23 protein-coding genes are annotated in these 20,711 nt (G+C 46.8%); 11 read left to right on the top strand and 12 right to left on the bottom strand.

The genetic code is table 11. The annotated features are described in order from the left end of the window. Positions 1-249: 249 nt before the first annotated feature. Positions 250-1,266, top strand: coding sequence for a LacI family DNA-binding transcriptional regulator (locus tag FYJ45_RS07725; protein WP_154464140.1), 1,017 nt, complete (start codon positions 250-252; stop codon positions 1,264-1,266). Between the two features lie 224 nt (positions 1,267-1,490). After that, on the top strand, positions 1,491-1,976 hold the full coding sequence (locus FYJ45_RS07720) for an NADH-quinone oxidoreductase subunit NuoE family protein (RefSeq protein WP_154464139.1): 486 nt from the start codon (positions 1,491-1,493) through the stop codon (positions 1,974-1,976). Positions 1,977-2,261: 285 nt separating this feature from the next. Here FYJ45_RS07720 and FYJ45_RS07715 read toward each other — a convergent pair whose 3' ends face one another. From FYJ45_RS07715 to FYJ45_RS07705, 3 genes are all read right to left on the bottom strand, one after another. Continuing rightward, positions 2,262-2,516, bottom strand: a complete 255-nt coding sequence (locus tag FYJ45_RS07715) for a hypothetical protein (RefSeq protein WP_154464138.1) — start codon at positions 2,514-2,516, stop codon at positions 2,262-2,264. A gap of 62 nt (positions 2,517-2,578) precedes the next feature. Next, positions 2,579-3,532 carry an RpnC/YadD family protein gene (locus FYJ45_RS07710; protein ID WP_154464137.1) on the bottom strand — a complete coding sequence of 318 codons (954 nt, stop codon included), beginning with the start codon at positions 3,530-3,532 and terminating at the stop codon, positions 2,579-2,581. A 424-nt stretch (positions 3,533-3,956) separates the two neighbouring features. Further along, a complete protein-coding gene (locus FYJ45_RS07705) occupies positions 3,957-4,760 on the bottom strand; it encodes a sialate O-acetylesterase (protein ID WP_154464136.1) in 804 nt (267 codons plus the stop codon). A gap of 354 nt (positions 4,761-5,114) precedes the next feature. Here FYJ45_RS07705 and FYJ45_RS07700 point away from each other — a divergent pair, with 354 nt between their 5' ends. From FYJ45_RS07700 to FYJ45_RS07680, 5 genes are all read left to right on the top strand, one after another. After that, a complete protein-coding gene (locus FYJ45_RS07700; protein WP_154464135.1) occupies positions 5,115-5,816 on the top strand; it encodes a lantibiotic protection ABC transporter ATP-binding protein in 702 nt (233 codons plus the stop codon). After that, positions 5,816-6,577, top strand: coding sequence for a lantibiotic immunity ABC transporter MutE/EpiE family permease subunit (locus FYJ45_RS07695; protein ID WP_154464134.1), 762 nt, complete (start codon positions 5,816-5,818; stop codon positions 6,575-6,577). The genes FYJ45_RS07700 and FYJ45_RS07695 overlap by 1 nt, the downstream gene beginning before the upstream one ends. Next, a complete protein-coding gene (locus FYJ45_RS07690; RefSeq protein WP_154464133.1) occupies positions 6,574-7,305 on the top strand; it encodes a lantibiotic immunity ABC transporter MutG family permease subunit in 732 nt (243 codons plus the stop codon). Before FYJ45_RS07695 ends, FYJ45_RS07690 begins: the two co-directional genes overlap by 4 nt. A gap of 89 nt (positions 7,306-7,394) precedes the next feature. Continuing rightward, complete coding sequence (locus FYJ45_RS07685) at positions 7,395-8,069, top strand: response regulator transcription factor (protein WP_154464132.1); 675 nt, start codon at positions 7,395-7,397, stop codon at positions 8,067-8,069. Continuing rightward, positions 8,045-9,385, top strand: coding sequence for a sensor histidine kinase (locus FYJ45_RS07680; protein ID WP_154464131.1), 1,341 nt, complete (start codon positions 8,045-8,047; stop codon positions 9,383-9,385). Before FYJ45_RS07685 ends, FYJ45_RS07680 begins: the two co-directional genes overlap by 25 nt. A 179-nt stretch (positions 9,386-9,564) precedes the next feature. Here FYJ45_RS07680 and FYJ45_RS07675 read toward each other — a convergent pair whose 3' ends face one another. Both FYJ45_RS07675 and FYJ45_RS07670 read right to left on the bottom strand, forming a co-directional pair. Then, positions 9,565-10,086: a methyltransferase family protein gene (locus FYJ45_RS07675; RefSeq protein ID WP_154464130.1), complete on the bottom strand. Its 522-nt coding sequence runs from the start codon at positions 10,084-10,086 to the stop codon at positions 9,565-9,567. Positions 10,087-10,103: 17 nt separating this feature from the next. Continuing rightward, entirely contained in the window at positions 10,104-10,997 is an 894-nt protein-coding gene (locus FYJ45_RS07670; protein WP_154464129.1) for a metallophosphoesterase family protein, read from the bottom strand. Between the two features lie 259 nt (positions 10,998-11,256). On the opposite strand from FYJ45_RS07670, the gene FYJ45_RS07665 reads away from it, so the two are divergent. Further along, positions 11,257-11,745, top strand: a complete 489-nt coding sequence (locus tag FYJ45_RS07665; protein ID WP_025488665.1) for a hypothetical protein — start codon at positions 11,257-11,259, stop codon at positions 11,743-11,745. 15 nt (positions 11,746-11,760) lie between these two features. Here the strand turns inward: FYJ45_RS07665 and FYJ45_RS07660 are convergent, their stop codons facing one another. The 4 genes from FYJ45_RS07660 to FYJ45_RS07645 form a co-directional block, all read right to left on the bottom strand. After that, positions 11,761-12,450: an HAD family hydrolase gene (locus FYJ45_RS07660; protein ID WP_154464128.1), complete on the bottom strand. Its 690-nt coding sequence runs from the start codon at positions 12,448-12,450 to the stop codon at positions 11,761-11,763. Between the two features lie 30 nt (positions 12,451-12,480). Further along, the gene (locus tag FYJ45_RS07655) at positions 12,481-13,257 is read right to left on the bottom strand and encodes an alpha/beta fold hydrolase (protein ID WP_154464127.1); all 777 of its coding nucleotides are present in this window, start codon (positions 13,255-13,257) and stop codon (positions 12,481-12,483) included. A 151-nt stretch (positions 13,258-13,408) separates the two neighbouring features. Further along, positions 13,409-14,020: a TetR/AcrR family transcriptional regulator gene (locus FYJ45_RS07650; protein WP_154464126.1), complete on the bottom strand. Its 612-nt coding sequence runs from the start codon at positions 14,018-14,020 to the stop codon at positions 13,409-13,411. A gap of 415 nt (positions 14,021-14,435) precedes the next feature. Next, positions 14,436-15,878, bottom strand: a complete 1,443-nt coding sequence (locus FYJ45_RS07645) for an MATE family efflux transporter (RefSeq protein WP_154464125.1) — start codon at positions 15,876-15,878, stop codon at positions 14,436-14,438. 408 nt (positions 15,879-16,286) lie between these two features. Between FYJ45_RS07645 and FYJ45_RS07640 the strand changes: the two genes are divergently transcribed. Continuing rightward, positions 16,287-17,156: an alpha/beta hydrolase gene (locus FYJ45_RS07640; protein WP_154464124.1), complete on the top strand. Its 870-nt coding sequence runs from the start codon at positions 16,287-16,289 to the stop codon at positions 17,154-17,156. A 116-nt stretch (positions 17,157-17,272) separates the two neighbouring features. Here FYJ45_RS07640 and FYJ45_RS07635 read toward each other — a convergent pair whose 3' ends face one another. Both FYJ45_RS07635 and FYJ45_RS07630 read right to left on the bottom strand, forming a co-directional pair. Continuing rightward, positions 17,273-17,449, bottom strand: a complete 177-nt coding sequence (locus tag FYJ45_RS07635) for a hypothetical protein (protein ID WP_154464123.1) — start codon at positions 17,447-17,449, stop codon at positions 17,273-17,275. A 23-nt stretch (positions 17,450-17,472) separates the two neighbouring features. Beyond that, a complete protein-coding gene (locus FYJ45_RS07630; protein WP_154464122.1) occupies positions 17,473-18,138 on the bottom strand; it encodes a GNAT family N-acetyltransferase in 666 nt (221 codons plus the stop codon). 140 nt (positions 18,139-18,278) lie between these two features. Here FYJ45_RS07630 and FYJ45_RS07625 point away from each other — a divergent pair, with 140 nt between their 5' ends. Further along, a complete protein-coding gene (locus FYJ45_RS07625; protein ID WP_207708406.1) occupies positions 18,279-19,103 on the top strand; it encodes a MerR family transcriptional regulator in 825 nt (274 codons plus the stop codon). Here the strand turns inward: FYJ45_RS07625 and FYJ45_RS07620 are convergent. Further along, positions 19,084-19,605, bottom strand: coding sequence for an AAA family ATPase (locus FYJ45_RS07620; RefSeq protein WP_025488657.1), 522 nt, complete (start codon positions 19,603-19,605; stop codon positions 19,084-19,086). The two genes, FYJ45_RS07625 and FYJ45_RS07620, sit on opposite strands and share 20 nt — an antisense overlap. A 214-nt stretch (positions 19,606-19,819) precedes the next feature. On the opposite strand from FYJ45_RS07620, the gene FYJ45_RS07615 reads away from it, so the two are divergent. Then, on the top strand, positions 19,820-20,695 hold the full coding sequence (locus FYJ45_RS07615; protein ID WP_320620655.1) for a helix-turn-helix transcriptional regulator: 876 nt from the start codon (positions 19,820-19,822) through the stop codon (positions 20,693-20,695). Positions 20,696-20,711: the final 16 nt, after the last annotated feature.

Below are 20,711 nucleotides of genomic sequence, written 5' to 3'. Positions count from 1 at the left end.
CGTTGGCAGAAGCCTGACCTGACGGAACAGTTAGAAACACCGCCGTTTTTGAAACTGGAACACAAAACACCCCACAGCAGCCCCGGCCGGAACGACACAGAAACCACCTCCCCCAGCCCCTCCCCTCCCCACAGCCCGGACCCCCGCAGCCCCCGTCCCCCTCACAGCCGATGCTGGAAGCGCCGCCCTTGACTTCTGTTAAAAGGCGTATTAAAATTAAATAATAAATTTAACAGCCAGGAGACCCCAATGGAAATTTCAGCAAAGGAATTAGCTCAACTCATCAACGTATCTCCCGCAACCGTTTCCATGGTATTCAACAACAAACCGGGAATCAGCGAAGCAACCAGGGACCTTGTCTTAACCACGGCGGCCAAATACGGCTACACCCCCAAAAGCGCCCTGCCCGCTTCCGCCTCTTCCAGAGTCATTCAGCTAATCAATTATAAAAAACATGGAAAAATAGCGGCCGATACGCCCTTCTTTTCCCAGCTGACGGAAGGCATTACCCAGGAATGCCGCCGTCAGAACTGCGTGCTGCATATTTCCTATTTTTATGAAAATATGGATATTTCCGCCCAGCTCGCATCACTGAAGGAGGTGGACTGCATCGGCATTCTGCTTCTGGCTACGGAAATGCAAAGGGAGGATTTCAAAAAATTCAGGGATTTTCCCGTACCGATTGTGGTACTTGACTGTTATTATGATGAGCTGAAATACGACTGCGTACTGATCAATAATATTCAGGGAGCTTTCAATGCCACCAGCTACCTGATTAAATGCGGTCATAAAAAAATCGGCTACCTGCGTTCCAATCTGGAAATCAGCAACTTTGCGGAACGCGCCGACGGCTATTATAAAGCGCTGCGTACAAACGGTATCAGCACCTCTCATCCTTACGTCCACGCCATTTCCCCTACGGCTGAGGAAGGCTATCAGGATATGCTGACGGTTCTGGATGCGGATCCGGAGCTGGCGGATGCTTATTTTGCGGATAACGACATCATTGCCGCCGCCGCCATGAAGGCCTTCCGGGAACGCGGCTTCCGGCTGCCGGAGGATATTTCCATTATCGGTTTTGACGATATGCCGCTCTGCGATATGATGGTCCCGTCCCTCTCCACCATGCGGGTCCGCAAGCAGGAGCTGGGCGCCGCCGCCATTGCGCGCCTGATGGACCGGATTGCCGATAACAAAAAGGAATACCTGAAAATCTCCATGTCCACCCAGTTAATCAAAAGAGAAAGCGTCTCCGTTCTTACGTGAGACGCTTCACTTAACATAGCTGTTCAGTTTCTTTACACGATACGTAGTGCAATAACCAGTTGTTACACCAGGCATCGACCTGCCTGACAGCCCTATCCATATGATAAAAAGCCATTGCTTTCACCTTTTTAAATCAGCCTGCGTGTAATAGAATGACCTCGCTTAGGAAACACTATTCAACACGCAATACAGATAACATAAAATACAGATGACAGGAAATTTTTATGGAAGCAGATTGGAACTTAACAGAAGCAATCGAATATTACCGAGGTCAGAACGTATCCCAGGATCAGCAGGCTCTCATTGAGCTTTTGCGCGAGGTCCAGGCCGAAAACGGCGGCAGCATCCCGGCCTGCGCGCTGGAGGAAATCACCGCGCAGCTTGACATCCGTCCGGCTATACTGACGGCAATTCTCAAACGCTGTCCCGGCCTTCGAACTCAAACTGCACCGCACAGCCTTGAGCTCTGTGCCGGCCCCAGATGCCAAAAACGGGAATGCGCCCGTCTCCATGCTTTTATAGAAAAAAATTATCAGGTAAAAAACGGCGGAATCAGTGCCAAAGGCGGTTTTTCCTACCGCCTCACCGGCTGTATGAAAAACTGTGCAAATGGACCCAGTATGAAATGGGACGGGAAATTATACTCACAGGCCGCTCCTGAGCTGCTGCGTTCCCTCATTGAAAAGGGGCAATCGAATCCCCCGCGGTAAACAATTGAATATCAAGCTTGCAGCACTGCAAGGCAGCGGGATATTTGGTCTACGCTCCGCTTCGGTCGGTGCAAAACATGTGCCACTGGCACATAGCACCCCTCGCGGCAGTCACCAAATATCCATGCAAGCATGGCTGCCTGGTGCATTGCCCGCGGAAATAAAAAAGTTCTCCCGTATAGTCAAAATGCCGGACATTATGCCCGGCATTCCTTTTGTGAAAAACGGCCTCCCTGTCAGCAAACCTGGGATACGCCATTTTAGCTTTTTAATCTATTCCATAACTCATTGCTGTATATATTTTTCCGCCTGTGCCTTTGACAGAGAAAAAATCTTTATCATTTCGCTGACTATCTGTTCCCCAGACTTGCCAACTTCCAGGTTATAGCTTACAAAAGCGTGTATTCCTTCTGCTAGTCCTTCTGCCAGCCCTTCTGCCAGCCCAGCTTCCCGTCCATCTTCGTAGCCATCCTCATAAAATTCCTTACTCAGGCTCTTCATCACCTTTTCTTCGTCATATTCCGTTAAAAGCGCATTCATTACCTCTGCCCTCCTCTGACTCAAAAAATGGCATATTCCTCAATATACTTCTCACATACTTTTCAACAGAAACTTTCCGTGAACTCCGCAAAATTTTTTTCCGCCTGTGCCTTTGACAGAGAAAAAATCTTTATCATTTCACTGACTATCTGTTCCCCAGGCTTACCAACTTCCAGGTTATAGCTTACAAAAGCGTGTATTCCTTCTGCTAACCCCTCCGCTAGTCCTTCTGCTAACCCTTCCGCCAGCCCAGCTTCCCGTCCATCTTCGTAGCCATCCTCATAAAATTCCTTACTCAGGCTCTTCATCACCTTTTCTTCGTCATATTCCGTTAAAAGCGCATTCATTACCTCTGCCCTCCTCTGACTCAAAAAAACGGCCAATATCCCCTTCTCAATACACAGTTCCATTGCCTTCCGGATTGCTTCCGCCGGTTCCGTAGACTTCAGGAACTCTCTCACGCATCCTATAAATATGGCATATTCCTCTAGCTTCCGGCACCGTCCCATTAATTCCGCATTATGCCCCTCATTAATATTCAGTATACGGACACGTACCTCCAGACAGGCCATATCCGCTCCCTGCATAAACGCATCCGACAGCTTTAAAACCGAAACGTCCGGCAGCTGCTGTTCCCCATTGTAAAAGACAACATATACCGGCGTAGGAATCTTCAAAAGCCTGGTGGAATAAATTAAACGATCATGGAAGAAGCGTTTATACAGGTCTGAAAAATAAAATAATCCCCGCAGCGGCATATTGGGATTAAAGGTGCTCTGATGTTCAAATAAACCCATTCTTCCATCCAGAAGAAAGGAAACATCATTCTTCATCCCCATATAGATTACATCATCCAGTGTGGTGATTTCCAATGCGTCCGGATCCGTATAATCCTTCTGACACAATGCGTTATACAGCTCCAGTAAATCTTTCCGTTCCGAAAATAACATCCGGAACATGCGGTCCTTATACGCCTTCTGGGGCTTGCGGGCCAGTACTGCTTCATTTGTGTGCATGGCAGATTTTCTCCTTGAACCTAAGATTTTTCAGGAAAAAACCGCTTCCGCAAACCAAATCATAATAAAATATCAAAAGGGATTTTTATAAGAATATTATAAAAGAAAGTTTGAAATATAGCAAGATAAAGTAAATAAATCCACAGAAGATGAAATCAGAAATGTTATGTAGAAGAAATTACAGAAGCGATCGCTTCCTGAAAGTAACTCTATTCTGACATTCTTCTATCCATGTGTCAAGCATTTTGGTTTTGACATTTTACAACTTTTATAGACTTAAGACTTTTATAGATTTTGGACTTTTATAGACTTTGGGCTTTTACAGCTTTATTCTTTTATAGCTTTGTCCTTTTACAGCTTTATGCCTCCACAGCTTTTTTAATTTAACCAGCCAGCCGCAGACGGCAGAACCAGGCTCCTGCGTTCACAAGCCTGATTCCATCCTGATATATTCCGCTGTATTTTCACCTGCCTGTATGCCTACTTCATTGTATGCCTGCTGATAATAGTGAAACTCATCCTTCATCAGCCCGCGCGCCTTCATTTCCGCAAATTTACGGGACACCATTACCACCTCCGGGACCTTTTGGGCAAGGGCTTCCTGCGCCTGTCTGATATCCTCATAGCTGATTTTCTCCGCACCGTTATATCTTCCAATCCGTATGAGAAAGCATCTCTCCATGCCTTCCATTTTCATACGTTCCCACATTTGCATAAAATAGCTTTGATAATCCCCGGCAGTCATATGATGATCCCCATCTGTCTCTCCCTGGCACCACAGCATAAATGTATGCCGGATAAAAATCCCTTCCTTCTCCAGAAATCTCCTGGCTTTTGCCAGACGCCGCAGCGTATCTGATAAATAAGGTGTGCCCGGCTGCCACTGCAGAATGGATGAGCCGCCCTTGGACGCAGAAACACCCACAATGGGAACTCCCGTTTTCTGATAGCAGGCATTCACAAAAGCTGTAACAAGAGAACCTGTTTTCATATTGCCGTCATTAATCCCATCCTCCGCATTTTCCTGCCTTCCAAACGGTTCCGTCAGCGGATACAGCTTATCCGGGGCCGATATTGCCCGGTATTCATATCCTGCCCCTTCCATAATCTGAGGCGCCGGCTGCGCCCATTTTTCAGAAACAATCCCTCTGCCCGCCATATTTGACTGTCCCATAAATAAGAATAAATCGACTGTTTTACTGTTTTTAATTACGCATTTATTTTCCATCGCTTCTCCGGCCTGCGGAACGCATCTGGCAATGCTCCGTTTTTTCTTTTAATTTACCTGATTTCTTTTCAAAATGCAACGTTCTCCCGCCATTATTTTCCGCATAAGGAATTCCCTCATAAAAGTGTAGATGAGCCTGAACGGTTACATGCACTTTTCAATACCATACACTCCGTTGCAGGGTCCTGTGCGATTACACTATCCGTACTGCTTCCTGATATTTTTTCAAAAAAATATCTGCTTCTTTATAAAATCCTTAAAATTAACTGTTACCATAAAAGCACCGAAACAAAAGCGCCGCTTCTTTGGGAATACAGTCTATTGCCGGCGGCTGAATAGAAATGGAGGAAAAAGATGTCCGAATATATATTAAAAACCAATCATGTCTTCAAAAGCTTTAAAAAAACCCGTGCCGTAAAAGATTTAAGCATGTCTGTCAGGAAAAATTCCGTCTACGGTTTATTAGGGCCGAACGGGGCTGGAAAATCCACTCTGTTAAAGATGATCGCAGGTATTATCACACCTGATTCCGGTGAAATACTTTTCAGCGATCACCCCTGGACCCGGAAGGATTTACTAAATATCGGTTCGTTAATCGAATCTCCACCGCTGTATGAGAATTTAACAGCTTTTGAAAATTTAAAAGTGAGGGCAACGCTTATGGGGATTCCTGTGAACAATTGTGATGACGTTTTACAGAAACTGGACCTGACGGATGCCAAAAACAAAAAGGCCTCAGATTTTTCCCTGGGAATGAAACAGAGACTGGGGATCGCATTGGCACTGCTGAATCATCCGAAATTATTGGTCCTGGATGAACCCACAAACGGGCTGGACCCTTTCGGCATTGAAGAATTAAGGCGTATGCTTCGGGAATTTGCGGCGTCCGGGATGTCTGTCATCGTATCGAGCCATATTTTAAGCGAGGTCGCGCAGGTTGCTGATGATATTGGAATCATATACAATGGGTCGCTTCTGTATCAGGATGCAATTGATACGGGTGAAAATCTGGAACAACTTTTTATGGATATTGTGAGGAAGGAGCGTGAGGCCTGATGATTATTACCTATATGAAAGCAGAAAACCTGAAATTCAGGCGTTCCCTGTTCAGGAAACTCATCCTGTTGGTTCCGGCAGGTTTAATCTTAATGTCTGTGATTTTTATTTTTATCGGCATTGGCATGGGCGGTTTTTCCAGTTCTGTCGTGTGTAACTGGTGTATGCCGGTTGCCTGCTTATCCGTTACTATTTTATGCCATCTGGCAAATAAAAAAGAGCAAAAGCATGGATACAGGACGCTTTACAGTCTGCCTGTTGACCTGAAGAAAACATTTATTTCTAAAATTATTTTAACTGCGCTTACCCTTTTGATAATATCTCTGTTGCTGTCGTTCATCACTGTGATCTCTGAATGCATGTTTTCAGGCATCCGGGCAGCACTTGGGCGCAGCGTGCTTTATGTGGCAGGATATTGTTTGCTGTGGCTCTCCTTTTTATGGCAGGTTCCCTTCTGTTTATTTTTGGACCGGAAAATCGGTTTTGTCGGTTCCACATTAATAAATCTGTTTGCCTGCGCTTTGGGAGGTTTGTTCTTTTCCCTTACGCCTTTGTTCTGGTTCTTCCCTTATAGCTGGCCCGCCAGGTTTATGGTTACCTTATTTGGCGTGCTGCCCAGTGGATTACTGGCGGAAACAGGCTCACGTTTGATACTGAGCCCGGGAGGAAGTCTGTTGCTGGTATTGGTTTCCCTGTTGGCCGCGGCAGTTCTTTCCGTCTCATTTTCCTTTTGGTATGAAAGGCAGGTATATCGTAAATGACTGTTATAAGGGAGTTTATTTCCGATTTTACCAAAATCAGACGGACACCGGTTATTTTACTGCATTTGGTACTGCCGGTCGTGATTACCGCGGTATTTTTAGTTTATTATAAGTATGCGGGATATCATATTATTCCTGATGTGAGGCTGTTTTTTATTATACTGCAGATATGTTTCCCTGTTTTTGCAGGTATTGCGGTGCCGGTTTTGATTAACCTGGACAGAAATATAAGCAATATTCAAAATTCCCTTGGCTTAACGGAAACACGAAAAGGTGTATATTTAGGGAAATTGTTCTTTCTTATGTTCTTGTCTGCTTTAAGTATGATACTATATGAGCTGTGCTTCTATGTGGGAGTCAGGTTTTTTCTGGGCATCAGTATAATGGATTATACTTCTAACCTTTTGATATTTATAATTTTTTTATTTGGCAATATATTTTTGTATTTATTACACATATTCATTGCTTTCAGGTTGGGGGCGGGTATTTCGGCATTCACAGGAATTGCAGGCACAATATCAGCAGGTTATTTTGAAAACGCGATTGGCGATCAGATTTGGCCGTTCATTCCCTGGGAATGGGGCGTCAGGTTTTTGAAAAAACTCTTTGGCTTTTCGAATATTCCTGTTTTTTCCGGGATAATTTCTTTGATAATTATTACTTTGGCTGTTCTTATTTTGTCGGTACTGTGGTTTGACAGATGGGAAGGCAACATTGTGCAGGAGTAAACATAGAGGAAAACAAGGAGGTAAATCCTCTGCTCGCCCTGGGCTCGCATTTTGCTCCGCAAAACAAGGAGGATTATAAGGAGGATTTGATGTTTAGGGTGTTGGTTGTTGATGATGATCTTGAAATGCTGGCTCTGGTGCGCGCTGCCCTGGAGAAGGACGGGCATCGGGTGGATATTGAGCCGGATGCGGCGGCGGTACAGGCCGAGCGGTGTCAGGCGTATGATTTGCTGCTGCTTGATGTGATGATGCCCGGCGAGGATGGCTTTTCCCTTTGCGGCCGTATCCGTGATGAGGTGGATTGCCCCATCCTGTTCTTAACAGCCAGGGCGGAAGATGCTGCCCTTGTGCAGGGCTTTGGCCTGGGCGCCGATGATTATATTAAGAAGCCCTTCAGTATCGCGGAACTGCGCGCGCGGGTAAACGCCCATCTGCGGCGCGAGGCGCGCAGTCCGGTCCGTACCATGAACCGGGGCGGCGTACGTTTTGACATGCAGGCAAAAGAGGCTTTTGCCGGAGAACGCACACTGCCCCTTACCAGGGGCGAATATGCGTTCTGTGAACACCTTGCCCTGCACGCGGGACAGGTTTTTACCAAAGAACAATTATATGATGCAGTTTTCGGCTTTGACGCCGGGGGCGATCCGTCGGCTATTGCGGAACATGTCAAAAATATCCGCGCCAAACTGAAGGCCGAAGGATTAAGCCCTGTTGAGACAGTCTGGGGGGTGGGGTATAAATGGCAAAAAAACAGCGTTCTGTAAGTCTTACCTTCGTTCTTCTGCGCTTTGCCGTCGTTATGCTCGGCTGCATGCTGCTGTGCGGCCTGGTATGGATGCTTTGCTTTACGCAGCTTCGAAACGCCGGTATTATTTACCAGGGCTACGTCTCCAATCAACAGACGGAGCGGATTCTGGCCGAAGACACAAAAAACTTTATTTCCCCGGGTGCGGATTTTCTGCCCGAATATGCTTTGTTTGCACCGGACGGTAACGTGTTGGAAAGCAATGTGGAAGGAAAGAAACTGGAGACTCTGAGAGAATTTTTTCTGCAGGCTCCTGATGACGTCCATGTTTCGCGTCGCACCTACGCGGACGGGAGTACCGTTATTATTCAATGGTATTTCAGGTCGGAATTTGTAAATCCAATCCTGCGCAATCTGCTTCCTCCTTTTGAATACCTGTGGCTGGCCGTGCTTGGCGCGGGGTGGGTGTTCTGCCTGATTTTTAATACCCTGCGGCTCCGCCGGCGCCTTGCCGCCAGGCTCAGGCTGTTCGGTGAAGTGAGTGATAGGGTAGGCGCACAGGAGCTGGATTTTACAGTCCCTCATGCGGGCATACGGGAATATGATCAGGCGCTGGACGCCATGGAACATATGCGGGAAGCATTATACAGCTCCCTGTCCTCCCAATGGGCGGCCCAACAGGAACGTGAGGCGGAAATAGCCGCACTCGCCCACGATCTGAAAACTCCGCTCACACTGATAGGGGGAAACGCGGAGCTTCTGCTGGATGAAAATTTGCCTGAGAACTGCCAGAGAATGGTAAAAACCATCATATCAAACAGCGACCGTGCAAAACATTATGTTGCCAGCCTTCTGGAAACCTCATCCGATGCGGACGAAACGTTTGAAAATACCGCTCTGCCCGCCATGTTTGACGAGCTTTGCCTGAGCGCAAACGCCCTTGCACAAGCCAACGGGATTTTTCTGCACAGCCAAAACAGCCTGGAGGGTTCCGCCCGAATACAAAAAGACCATTTGCTTCGCGCTCTCGGCAATGTGGTGCAGAATGCCATTGAGCATACGCCGGAAGGCGGCAGCGTATATCTGGAAGGATGCATACTGGCAAACGGCTGGCAAATTACCGTGCGTGACGAAGGTCCCGGCTTCAGCAGGGCCGCGCTGCACCATGCGACAGAACGCCTGTGGCGTGATGATACGGCGCGGAGTTCTGACGGACACAATGGACTCGGACTTTGGTTCGCAGCGCAGGTGGTTACAACGCACAGTAGACAGCTGGAACTGAAAAACTGCGAATCCGGCGGCATGGCTGTCATTAAGTTCCGCAGGAATTTATAAAAATCCAATACCCCGCAGCAGCAACATCGTTCCCCATTGTATTTGGCGTTTCTTCCCTGAACTTTTCAAGGGTACTTGAGGACTGATAACCAGGAATGATTATGGAAAAATAACAGGAAATGTCAGGAAAAGACGCCCTGGTCTTAACATCCTGAGCGCCCCCGGAACTGAAAAAGTACCTATATATACCGCCTTACCCTTTTCATATACTGCCTGTAGGCATCCCCGAATTTGCCAATGCACCACCGTTCTTCTGAAAGAATAATCCAGTGGGAAGACAGCTGGAATATGATAACGATTCCGCCAAGCAGCACAGAATGCGTGAGCAGGGCACAGCCCATAAACAGTAAAAAATATGATAAATACATGGGATTACGTGAGAACCGGTAAAGTCCGTTTTTGTTCAGACCTTCACCGGATGGGGCTGCAAAATCTATCACTGATGCAGTGCACAGAACCAATCCCAAAAGATAGAACAGCGTCCCCGACCAAAATTGCCAGGAAAAATCAATTGGCACTTTAAGAAAAAACAGTACGATAAAAATTGCGGCACTGGAAAGCTGGTATATCCAATATGCCGCAATTTCCTTTCCGGCCATCGGCGCGAAAAAAGCCGCGCGTTTTACCGCAGCCCTGTCCAAATGTGAAAGGACGCCAAACCTTATCAGTAAAAAAGGGATTAGCAGCAGAAATCCATTCATAAATATTTCCTCTCCTTTTATCTGGGTAACTTCACAGTTCGGGATAAGACCTTTGGTTCAATGGAAACACCGTTCCATGTCCTGCCTATTTCCGCATCTTCCGGGGTAATTGTGTGATAATGGCCATCCATACCCTTTATACGCGCCTCTTTATCACTTATTTCAACGAACGCATGCAGCGGCTCCTGATATAAAATCATATCCTTGAGAGAAGGGTATTTTTCATGTGTCTTTGCATCGTAGGCGTACAGTTCTTTCATACCGTGCCAGATATACGACATGGAGTTGAGTGTAATATATGGAATTCCATTTATTATAGTGCAGCCATCCCCATGATCATGGCCGTTCATGCAGAAAAGAACCTTTCGGTTTTCAAGCAGCGCCCTGACTGCTTCTCTGTTTGCGATTCCCCTGTCTCTAAAATCATTTACCAGGCTGTGGTGGGAAAACACAACATAATAGCAGTCTTCCGATTCCAGTTCCTGCAAAAGCCAGTCCGCTTCCACCTGCGGAAGCCAGGGATAAGCCTGTTTTGTCTTATCATAATTACGCTTCAGGAAGGGAATGCATTTTTGCCCATCCCGGATATAGCAGGTATTGAGGACGATAAATTTAACGTCATCAATAAGGAAGGAATAATAGGATGACTTTATTTTCAGAAAATCCATCACTTCTTCAAGCGAATACCGATCCGTATCATGATTGCCGATTGTATGATACACCGGTACGCCGGATTGTTCAAGGACGTCAATAACTTTTCTGTTTTCAGCGGCCGGATAACACAAATCACCCAGAGACAGGATAAAATCAGGATTTTTCAGCCTGACTGTTTCCAGAAACTCCTTTATTCTTCTGTCTCCGTCCGGAATGTGGTCATAGTGCAGGTCAGTAAAAACAGCAAATCGAATCATTTTCCTTCCTCCTGGGATTCAAAAACAAAATTGCGGCAAACGGTATTTTTCATGTATCCTATATTATTTTATCCGCTGACCGACTGAAAAGCCACTCAAAATATGGTATGAAAATCAGTATCCCTGCCGGTTTGGTTTTTTCTCAGCTTCAGGTATACAGCTCTCTTTTTTGTGCAGGAATTGAGAGGATTGACACAGTAAAGGTCATTAAACTGGTAGTAGTACCCACAGCACCCCATACCAAAAAGGAGTATTCAAAATGGCCGATAATCAATTTCCCGCATTCCTTGAAACCATAGATGACAACAGCAAACCTCTCGCTTCCGAAATCAACGATTTTCTTCTGGCGCAGGGCTGCAAATGTGAAATCAAAACAGCAAAAAGCGGCTTTACTGTTTCCTATATCCTGCCGCAGACAAAGAAAACTCTGGCAACCTTCGTATGCCGCAAAACAGGCGTAAAAATGAGGATTTTTCCCCAGGGCTTAAATGTATATGAGAATTTTCTGGAAACTCTCCCGGAAAAGATGAAAAAAGATATCAGAAAAGCATCTCCCTGCAAGCGTCTCATAAATCCGGACGACTGCAACCCGAAATGTATGATGGGCTATGATTTCCATATGGAGGACACCCATTACCAGAAATGCCGGTTTATGGCGTTTATGCCTTCATTAAATGAGGAAAACTATCCTTTTATCAAAGAGTTTCTGGAGAATGAAATCAAGGTTCAAAACCGGGCTCAGGACTAAAGATTTTTTCTCCCACTATCCCCTGCTGACTATCCCTGGCAGCTCCGCGATATCTGTAATATGCCAGTCCGCCTCCTTCATAAGATCCCGCCGCCGCTCCTCCGGTTTGCGTTCCAGATATTCAGTAAAAACCGTTTTCATCCCTGCATTTTCAGCCCCTCGCAATTCATCGGAACCGCCGTCACCGATGAAAATGCTCTGTTCCGGGGTACAATTCATATATTGCATTGCCCTTTGATAGATTCTGACATCCGGCTTCAAAAGCCTTTCGCAGCAGGAAAAAAGCGCCTTATCAAAACAGGAAAACAGCGGGGATTCTTTCCAGTACATACAATCTATCACATCTGCATTGCTGATAAGACAAAGCTTCCAGCCTGACAGCTTCAGCCGCTCCAGCATTTCCAGGATTCTTCCGTCCACATTCATAAGCGCATGCTGCATTCTCGCTTTCCTCTGACGCAGCAGCTCTTTTTTCTGAAAAGGATTAACCTGCATGGGGAGAAGCATTGTAATATCTTCTATGATTTTGCTTTCCTCCGTGACAAATCCGCCGGCCCGTTCAAGGTACAGCGCTTTATCCTCTGCATAGGATTCCCATTCCTCAATGCTCAAACCCAGCACCTCGTTCTCACTCATATCAGGATAGTATTCCGGTTTAATTAATGTAAAGAATAAGTCAAAAAAACAGCAGCCTGCAGTTTCCATACAATTCTCCTGTAGTAATACTCACTTTTTTTACCGTTCTTCCAGAAAAGGCAGAATCAGCTTCAGCCATTCCTCCGGCAGATATACGGATAAATATCCGTGATTATATCCTTTTGCTTCATATATCCTGCAGTGGGGCACCAACTCCCCAAACATCCGGGCCGATTCCCGGACACATTTCATTTCCTTTTCTCCGTACAGGTACATTACCTCCGCATTTGTGCTGCGGACGCTTTCCTTCAGCGTATACTGCATCATATATGTACGGTATACCGCATACAGCGTTTCTTTACGAAGACGCGGCATGTCCTGCAGGTAATATCCTGCTATTTCCTTCGGATAACGCATGGATGAGGGAAAAAAACGATTCATTGCCGCAAGCTGGAACCTGCATGCCGTCTTCCCGAACATCAGCCTCCCGCATAAACGGATCGTCGCTATGCAGTAACGTGCCATAGCAGGCTGTGGATAACAGATACTGCCGTCAATCACCGCCTTTTGGACTAAATCCTTTTTCCGGGACAACAGCTCCATTACGATCTGTCCTCCCAAAGACACTCCTCCCAGTGCAAAAAGATGGCCGCCACATTTCTTTTCTATATATTCCATCAGCTTATCCGCCGTATCCTCCGTAGAAATATATTCGGTCAGATACTCTTCCCCATGCCCGTCCAGCGTCGGCAGAATGACGTGGTATTTCTCAGACAGGACACGGGCCTGCCTTAAATAATTCCACCAGGAATTTCCGCCTCCATGAATCAGCATGATGTGCGGATTCCCGCAGTCTCCGAACTCATGAAATTTCATTTTTGCTCCAATCTGTGTGTTACAGGCGCTTCCCCATGCAGCGAAAACCTATGCGGCCCGTAATTCTTTTTTTCCAGATACACCATCGATCCTATATGTTTTCCGGTAATATTATAACTCTGCGTTACTCTGAAATATTGCAGGCATTCCATTAATGCGCCTTATAATAAATCCTTCTCCACTGCTTTATAAGTCTCAGAAAATCCTTTTCTATTTCCTCCGCATCAACATCCTGCATGCGGTATCTCCGGCACAGATAACCTTCCGTCGTCCACAAAATTTCCTGATACATCAGTTCCAAATCCACATCCTTCCGAAATACAGAAAGGTCCATCCGTTCAAAAATATGTTTTTCCCCCATCCGTTTTAACTGGGAAAATTCCGGCTGAATACATTTTCTGATTTCTTCCTCCTGCTCATAATAGGCGTTTAAACAAAAGGCGCCAATATAAGGATACACTCTCGTCAATGAACATTTTACCCGCAGGTTTTTCTCCAGTATTTCAAAAAAATCTGTCGTATCCATGACTCCGAATTCCCGGACAGCATTTCCGGTCAGCTCTTCTGCCTGCTTCCACAGGAAAAGATACAGTTCCTTTTTATTTTTAAAATAGTGAAACAGCAGCGCTTTGGATATGCCGCATTCGTCAGCAATTTCAGACATCGGCGCCTTCTTATAGGAATTCCCGGCAAATACCTTATAGGCGGCGTTGATAATCTGCTGTTGTTTTTCTTCAGGTAACTGAAAGAATTTGGGATTCATTGAAATTCCTTTCCTTATATGCCATCAATCCGGCCTTGTGGACGTCGGCCCGTTTGCAGCCTGTAAACATCTTATACGACTATCTACAGAAACTATGCCGCTGTTAAATGTGTGGAATCCATTAACCGATCTGGTTAATGCGATTATATAGTCGTTGACCGTTTTTGAGAAGACCTTTTCCATAATTTGTTTCTATTAAAAGCCAGATCAATTAAAAATTCATACAAGCATCTATGTAATTCGTTGCAATATTCTTTAACAGCATGGATACGGCCCTGAAAGTATAGTATAATTATTTGATTGAAACAAGAACCCCATTATATCTATTCCGAATACAGAAACAGCGGCACGTCAGACTCTCCCGACATACCGCTGTTATCTTATTAATTTTATTTTATCTCCGGCCGTTTCCGCCTCAGTTTTCCACCGCCTTTTTCAACCCTCTGCTCTCCGCCAGTTCTTCCCGGAACTGCTGTACTGCAGCCTTTCCTTCCTCCGTAACCGGCTTAACCCATTTACCTGTTCTGGTATAATAAACCTCAAATACCAGCCGGATTAACTCATCCGTATACAGGAAAGCGAACACTGCCAGGAAAGGCAGATGCAGCACCATGCCGGCAATCCATGTCGCAGGCACACTGATGGTAAAAAGACATACGATTTCCAGCACGGTTCCGAAAATGGATTCCCCGCCCGCGCGGTAGCAGCTGTTCATAATATAATTACACGTACGGATGGTTCCCGCCGCCAGATAAATCATAATCATGTATTTTCCATAAAACATGGCTTCCGCCCCCAGGCCGAAAAGACGAAGCAGGGGCGCATTAAAGGACAGGCCGATGGCACAGATACAGAAGGTAATGGCCGGGCAGAGAAGAGCAAAGCCCTTAACATACTGATAGCCTTTCATATGATGTCCTGCGCCGACCTCCTTGCCCACCACCACGGAGCTGGCATCCGCCAGGCCTCCGAAAAAGGCAAATACAAAGCCCTCCAGCACACGGAAGGCCGCCATGGCGGCAATGGCCGATTCATTTTGTCTTCCGATAACAACATTTATCAGCATCTGTCCGATTCCGTAGAAAAGCTCATTGCAAATGATCGGAAAGCATTTGTTCAGATATATTTTCAGGAATCCGTCTCCCCATGCAAACATCTCCCTGAGCTTAAGAACCAACGTATTCTTATCCCGCAGCAGGAAGGTGAGCAGTACAATCAGATTCACGATTCCTGAAACAAGAGTTCCCACCGCTGCACCGGCCGCTCCCATCTTCGGCATGCCGAAACGGCCGTAAATGAGGATCCAGTTCAAAATAAAGTTAGTGATAAGAGCCAGAATCGAGCTGATTAAAGGGGCTTTTACCCTTTCTGTGGAACGCATCAGGAAGCTTATCAGAACCGCAAATACCTGCAGCGGATAAGCAAAACCAACGATCCTTATGTAAGGAATCCCCACCTGGATAATATTCTGCTTATCCGTATAAATCCCCAGCAAAAAACCGGGGCTTGTGATCGCCGTCACCGCGAAGATAAGCGCCACCGCCAGCATGCAGGTCATGGAAATTCCAAAGGTCTTATTAATCCCCTTATGATTCCCCGCGCCCCAATATTGAGAAAAAAACAGCAGAGAACCGCCCGCAAACCCGAAATAGCAGGAGAAAAACAGTGACGAAATCTGAGAACAGATTCCCACCGCCGCCACCGACAGCTCTCCCTGACTGCCTATCATAATCGTATCCACCATACTTGCCGTTGTAGACAGGAAATTCTGCAGGGCAATGGGCAGGGCAATCGTCACCACCGCCTTGAAAAATACGCTCCAGTCAACCTGATTCTTTTTTAATGCTTTTCCCCTCATTCTTACAATACCTCTCAATCAAAATTACCAAGTATTTTCCATTATATCGTTCTTTTTCCATATTACAATAGGGGAAGAGAAAAAAACAGGTTATATATCTACAGGATTTTACAATTTACATTATGGCCAATGGGAAGCCATTCCGCGCAATTCCTATTACCTACCTCTGGAACAAACGTAGAAAAGGGAAATGGATATGTGGCTGCATCTGCAACAAAAGATATTGCAGGGAAAAAGAAAGAAAAGGCGTCTGCTGCTCATGGGATCAGATATTTTTGACCCCGAAGCAGATCTTACCAATTGGGAAAACCATATTTACAGACGGTATCAATAGCGGATTTCAGAATATATGTGGTATAATTCATCTATCGAACACGATACCAATATTTAAACTAGGAGGAAAAATATATGCTTCACATTGCAAGCAACCCCAGCCTGAAAGGACTTTCCGTCCTCTCTCCCAAAATCGTCTATTCCACCCATACCGGCAAGGATATCACGCTGGATCTGCTCATGCCGCAGATACCGGAGGATGCGTGCGAAAAACGGTATCCGCTGATTGTTTTCATCCAGGGGAGCGCCTGGCATTTCCCGGATACCAACTATGAAATCCCGCAGCTGGCCCGCTTTGCCGATGATGGCTTTGTGGTCGCATCCGTTACCCACAGGAATATAGAAGAAGGCCATCCGGCGCCGGCATTCCTCCAGGATGTCAAGACAGCGATCCGTTTTCTGCGTGCCAACGCAGAGCAGTATCATATCGATCCGGATAAGGTTCTTGCCTTCGGCACCTCCTCCGGAGGAAATACCGCTCTCCTTCTCGGCCTGACAGGGGATATGCCGGAATTTAAAACCGATGAATATCCTGAATTTTCAGACAGCGTATGCGCTGTGATTGACTGCTTCGGCCCCACGGATCTGACCGCTTTTCTTGAATCCCCCCAGCCTGAGGTACGTTCGGAGGCCGCCGCTTTGTTCACACTCTTCTGCGGAGGCACTCTCGATAAAGAGTTATTGAAAAAAATGAGCCCCATAAACTATGTGCAGGAGGGGAAAAGCTATGTGCCTTTTATGATCGCCCACGGAAGCGCCGATCCCACTGTCAGCTTTTCTCAAAGCGAGCAGCTGGTGAAGCGTCTGGAGGAATGCGGAGCCCAGGTCAGCTTTATCTGTGTGGACGGCGCAGTCCATGAGGGGAATTTCTGGAGCCGGGAGCTTTGGGATATTTTCAGAGGCTTTATGAAAACGCAGGCAGGCTTTTATCACCCCGCCCCGTAATAAAAACTGAGCATCGGGGAAATGCCGAACATATAGCCTGTATATAATACGCTCATCAGGCCAAATAAATAAGGTAACAGTGCTTGCGGCCACTCCGTTCTCATCTGCATAATACATCATCCAGCCGTTAAAAAGCAGCATGACAACTCCTGTTCCTCCAGTATATTGGAAATAAAAAATCCCGTCATCATGGAACAGGAGGGCTGGATGACCGTCATGAGGATGGCGGGCGCCACCACTGCAGGAATCCGCAGTAACATAACCGGCTTCTGATAGAGTAATGTGTCATCCATTGCAGAGCCCCTCTTTCCCCTTCTTAAACGCAGACCGTTTCTTCCCTATCCCGGGAAACATCAGCCCTGGCATCATACTCATACAGAAAAAACTGCATCTCATTATCCACAGCAAGCGGGACCTTATAACTTTTCTGTCCGCAGCGCCGCATTCCCTGATGTTCATAGAAGCCATAATTGCAGCTGTTGTCCGTATACAGATAAAAACGGGATATTTTCTGTTGTTCCATATAATCAAGCAAAACCCGGAACAGCTTCTTCCCGATTCCCAGGCCGCGGTATCTTTCGTCCAGTGCAAAGAAGGAAAGCTCTCCCGGATATTCCTTTTTACTCTCCTTAAGCAATTCTTTGTCCACCTGGTTAATTCCCGAAAAAGCCCGGGCAACTTCCCTTCCCTCCTTTCCTGACAGCAGCGCCAGCGCTGCCGCCGTCTGCCGCAGCAGGCCGGTTACGGAAGGCTTCCACGCCCCGCAGTCCTTTCCCATAATCACGCCTGCCGGCCTTCCTCCCACCTCCGCTACCTTCATAAAAGTCTGATTCGCCATACACCCTGCCAGATAAAGGCGTGACAGCCTTTTTGCTGTTCCAGGGGAACAGAACCTGTCATGCTGCCAGGTTTTTCTTATGATATCCTGCAGAAACGGCGCATCCTTTCTTTCATAATCACGAAGTACTGTTTTTTCTTCCATTTCTGAAACCTCTTTTCCCTGTTTTCTTTTTATGTTATAGTCATCCTAAAGGATACAGTAACTGTAAGGTCAAGAGATTTTTACAATAAAAACAGAACGCGCCGTAAAAATGGCAGTGCCGCGGCAGCATGGAGGAATTTATGCCCACAAAATCCCTGCTTTTTACCACAGGACAATTCGCAAGGCTTCACCATCTGAACAAAAGAACGCTGCACTATTATGATGAAATAGGGCTTTTCTCCCCTGCCTTCAAGGGGGAAAACGACTACCGGTACTATACCTGGCAGCAAAGCGCGGATTTGGAAAACATCCTGGCGCTGCGTGAGCTCCATATGTCCATCGACGAAATCAGGTCCTATCTGCATTCGCCCAATGCACAAAGCTTTCTCGCCCTTTCGGAGAGGAAAATCGGTGAAATTGACGAGACAATCCGGCGCCTTACTAAGCTTCGTGCCATCATGCAGAAAAAACAGGAAATGCTGCATCTGAGTATGCAAATAAAGGACGGTCAGATTGACACCGTCCAATGTGAAGAGGAATATCTTTTTATCACGCCGCTTCCCCCTTCGGAACCGCTCCCGGAGCAGAAGCAAATGCAGATGGACACGCTTCTTTCCCACCTGCAGACCGCATGGGATCTGTCTGAATACAAGACCGGCTGCGGAAGCCTGCTTTCCCTGGAAAAAATCAGGCAGCACCGTTTTGACGAGTACGACGGCCTGTTCACCAGCCTGGAGCAGCCTGCACAAATCAGTGGTATTTACAGAAAACCTGCCGGGCTTTACCTGCGCGCTTTCTGTGTGGGCAGCTGGGACAGGCTTCCCGCACTCTATGGCCGGATGCTGGCCTTTGCCCGGAAAAAAGGCTGGGAGCTTCAGGGGTATTCCTATGAAATCGGCCTGAATGAATTTGCCATTTCCGACAGTGAGGAATATGTAACCCAGGTTACCATCCTTGTTTCCTGATCCATTTATCGGCCTCTTCTGCCGCTTCTTCCGGCGTCAGGTTTGTGTTATCCAGCAGCGTAATCTGCGGCTGCGTTTTTGACGCATTTTCCCTCAGCCACAGGTTGAAGGAAACGGAGCTGCGAATCCAGTCTTCTTCTTGGATACCCCGCCCCTCCCGCATTCTTTTTTCCAGGATTGGCGTTTCACAGACCACGGCCAGATAGTGAATCTGCGTAAAATATTCCCTTGCGTCGCATATTTCAAACTGCTCCGGAATCCCACAGCCGCACAGAACCACAGGCATGCCGATTTGGGAAACATTGGCGCACATGGTCATCCACACTTCCCTGAAATTCCGGTAATTATCCTGGGGCGTATTAAAAACCTCCTGCCATAGAATATCGCTTTCAAGCACAATATAATCCGTTTCTTTTTTAAACAGGATTTCACACATCGTGCTCTTTCCCACACCGCTGGCTCCTGATACAATAAATAACGGGAATTTTTTATCCGGTTTCATTGGTTTTCCTCCCTTTTTCGTGATTATCCCGGCGCTAATTTCACTGACATCAATTTCCCCGGTATTGATTTCCCCGGTATTGATTTCCCAGGTAATGATTTTCCGGGTAATGATTTTCCGTATATTAATTGATTTTTCCGACATTGATTTGACGCGGCGCAGGGCCTGAGGTATACTATTGAAAATTTGCAGCAAAACCACAGGGGAAAAAACAATGCCAAAGGCCGTTTCCTATATTTTTCCCCTGCATCTGCTCCATATTTCCCAGGCTGCAATAAAACTGTTTATGGAGGCGTCCATGAATCATATCCGTTATGTAGAATATAATGCCGTACACGACGGCAGCTTCGTATTTGATGTGCCGGAAGGCCACGACTGCTGGCTATTGGTGCTCACGCATACCCCCGCCCTTTTCCGGGTGGACGGCAGTCTGCAGGAATATCCGGCCAAATCCGCCGTCCTTTTTCCGCCTTTTTCCCCTATTTATTACTGCGCCTGCGGGGACAGATATGAAAATGACTGGCTGCGTTTCGATTCGGATGAAGAATATGTTTCCTCTCTCCCGATCCAGGGAATCCCCTTTTCCCTGCCGGATGCGGATTACTGCCACAACCTGTTCCAGCTGCTCACCTGGAAAAATGCATTTCCCGGCGCACATAATGAGCGGATAACAGGCCAGCTCCTGCAGCTTCTTTTTTCCGAGCTGCAGGAAGCCTCCCTGAAAATTCCGGGTTCGCTGTCTTCCCATTACCATGAACTGGTGAACCTGCGCAAATCCATCTACAACAGCCCCCAGCTTCCCTGGAGCGTGCCGGACATGGCGCGGCAGCTCCACCTGAGCGAGGGCTATATGCAGGTTGTCTATAAAAACACCTTCGGCATTTCCTGTATGGATGACTGTATTAATGCCCGCATAAGACTGGCAAAGGATCAGCTGCGCTACACCGGGAAAACAATTGCGGCCATCTCGGAATTCTGCGGCTACCACAATGTGGAGCATTTCTGCCGCCAGTTTAAGCGGATTACGGGAGAAAGCCCGCGTTCGTTCCGGGCATCCGCAGAAAAACGCAGCCCGGACAGGCTTCCGTAAAGGAAAGGCCAACCTG

It is taken from the genome of Eisenbergiella porci (assembly GCF_009696275.1).
In the GTDB taxonomy this organism is placed as follows: Bacteria; Bacillota; Clostridia; order Lachnospirales; family Lachnospiraceae; genus Eisenbergiella; species Eisenbergiella porci.
Note: the sequence above shows the minus strand (reverse complement) of the source record. Positions and strands in the feature narration are given on the sequence as shown.

Bases quoted from the DNA above. Each gene is read 5' to 3' on its own strand.
- FYJ45_RS07615 (WP_320620655.1), top strand. From the start codon at position 19,820: ATGCCAAAGGCCGTTTCCTATATTTTTCCCCTGCATCTGCTCCATATT.
- FYJ45_RS07650 (WP_154464126.1), bottom strand. From the start codon at position 14,020: ATGAATCCCAAATTCTTTCAGTTACCTGAAGAAAAACAACAGCAGATT.
- FYJ45_RS07620 (WP_025488657.1), bottom strand. From the start codon at position 19,605: ATGAAACCGGATAAAAAATTCCCGTTATTTATTGTATCAGGAGCCAGC.
- FYJ45_RS07690 (WP_154464133.1), top strand. From the start codon at position 6,574: ATGACTGTTATAAGGGAGTTTATTTCCGATTTTACCAAAATCAGACGG.
- FYJ45_RS07670 (WP_154464129.1), bottom strand. From the start codon at position 10,997: ATGATTCGATTTGCTGTTTTTACTGACCTGCACTATGACCACATTCCG.
- FYJ45_RS07625 (WP_207708406.1), top strand. From the start codon at position 18,279: ATGCCCACAAAATCCCTGCTTTTTACCACAGGACAATTCGCAAGGCTT.
- FYJ45_RS07685 (WP_154464132.1), top strand. From the start codon at position 7,395: ATGTTTAGGGTGTTGGTTGTTGATGATGATCTTGAAATGCTGGCTCTG.
- FYJ45_RS07660 (WP_154464128.1), bottom strand. From the start codon at position 12,450: ATGGAAACTGCAGGCTGCTGTTTTTTTGACTTATTCTTTACATTAATT.
- FYJ45_RS07630 (WP_154464122.1), bottom strand. From the start codon at position 18,138: ATGGAAGAAAAAACAGTACTTCGTGATTATGAAAGAAAGGATGCGCCG.
- FYJ45_RS07675 (WP_154464130.1), bottom strand. From the start codon at position 10,086: ATGAATGGATTTCTGCTGCTAATCCCTTTTTTACTGATAAGGTTTGGC.
- FYJ45_RS07705 (WP_154464136.1), bottom strand. From the start codon at position 4,760: ATGGAAAATAAATGCGTAATTAAAAACAGTAAAACAGTCGATTTATTC.
- FYJ45_RS07710 (WP_154464137.1), bottom strand. From the start codon at position 3,532: ATGCACACAAATGAAGCAGTACTGGCCCGCAAGCCCCAGAAGGCGTAT.
- FYJ45_RS07635 (WP_154464123.1), bottom strand. From the start codon at position 17,449: ATGGATGACACATTACTCTATCAGAAGCCGGTTATGTTACTGCGGATT.
- FYJ45_RS07680 (WP_154464131.1), top strand. From the start codon at position 8,045: ATGGCAAAAAAACAGCGTTCTGTAAGTCTTACCTTCGTTCTTCTGCGC.
- FYJ45_RS07700 (WP_154464135.1), top strand. From the start codon at position 5,115: ATGTCCGAATATATATTAAAAACCAATCATGTCTTCAAAAGCTTTAAA.
- FYJ45_RS07655 (WP_154464127.1), bottom strand. From the start codon at position 13,257: ATGAAATTTCATGAGTTCGGAGACTGCGGGAATCCGCACATCATGCTG.
- FYJ45_RS07725 (WP_154464140.1), top strand. From the start codon at position 250: ATGGAAATTTCAGCAAAGGAATTAGCTCAACTCATCAACGTATCTCCC.
- FYJ45_RS07640 (WP_154464124.1), top strand. From the start codon at position 16,287: ATGCTTCACATTGCAAGCAACCCCAGCCTGAAAGGACTTTCCGTCCTC.
- FYJ45_RS07645 (WP_154464125.1), bottom strand. From the start codon at position 15,878: ATGAGGGGAAAAGCATTAAAAAAGAATCAGGTTGACTGGAGCGTATTT.
- FYJ45_RS07665 (WP_025488665.1), top strand. From the start codon at position 11,257: ATGGCCGATAATCAATTTCCCGCATTCCTTGAAACCATAGATGACAAC.
- FYJ45_RS07695 (WP_154464134.1), top strand. From the start codon at position 5,816: ATGATTATTACCTATATGAAAGCAGAAAACCTGAAATTCAGGCGTTCC.
- FYJ45_RS07715 (WP_154464138.1), bottom strand. From the start codon at position 2,516: ATGAATGCGCTTTTAACGGAATATGACGAAGAAAAGGTGATGAAGAGC.
- FYJ45_RS07720 (WP_154464139.1), top strand. From the start codon at position 1,491: ATGGAAGCAGATTGGAACTTAACAGAAGCAATCGAATATTACCGAGGT.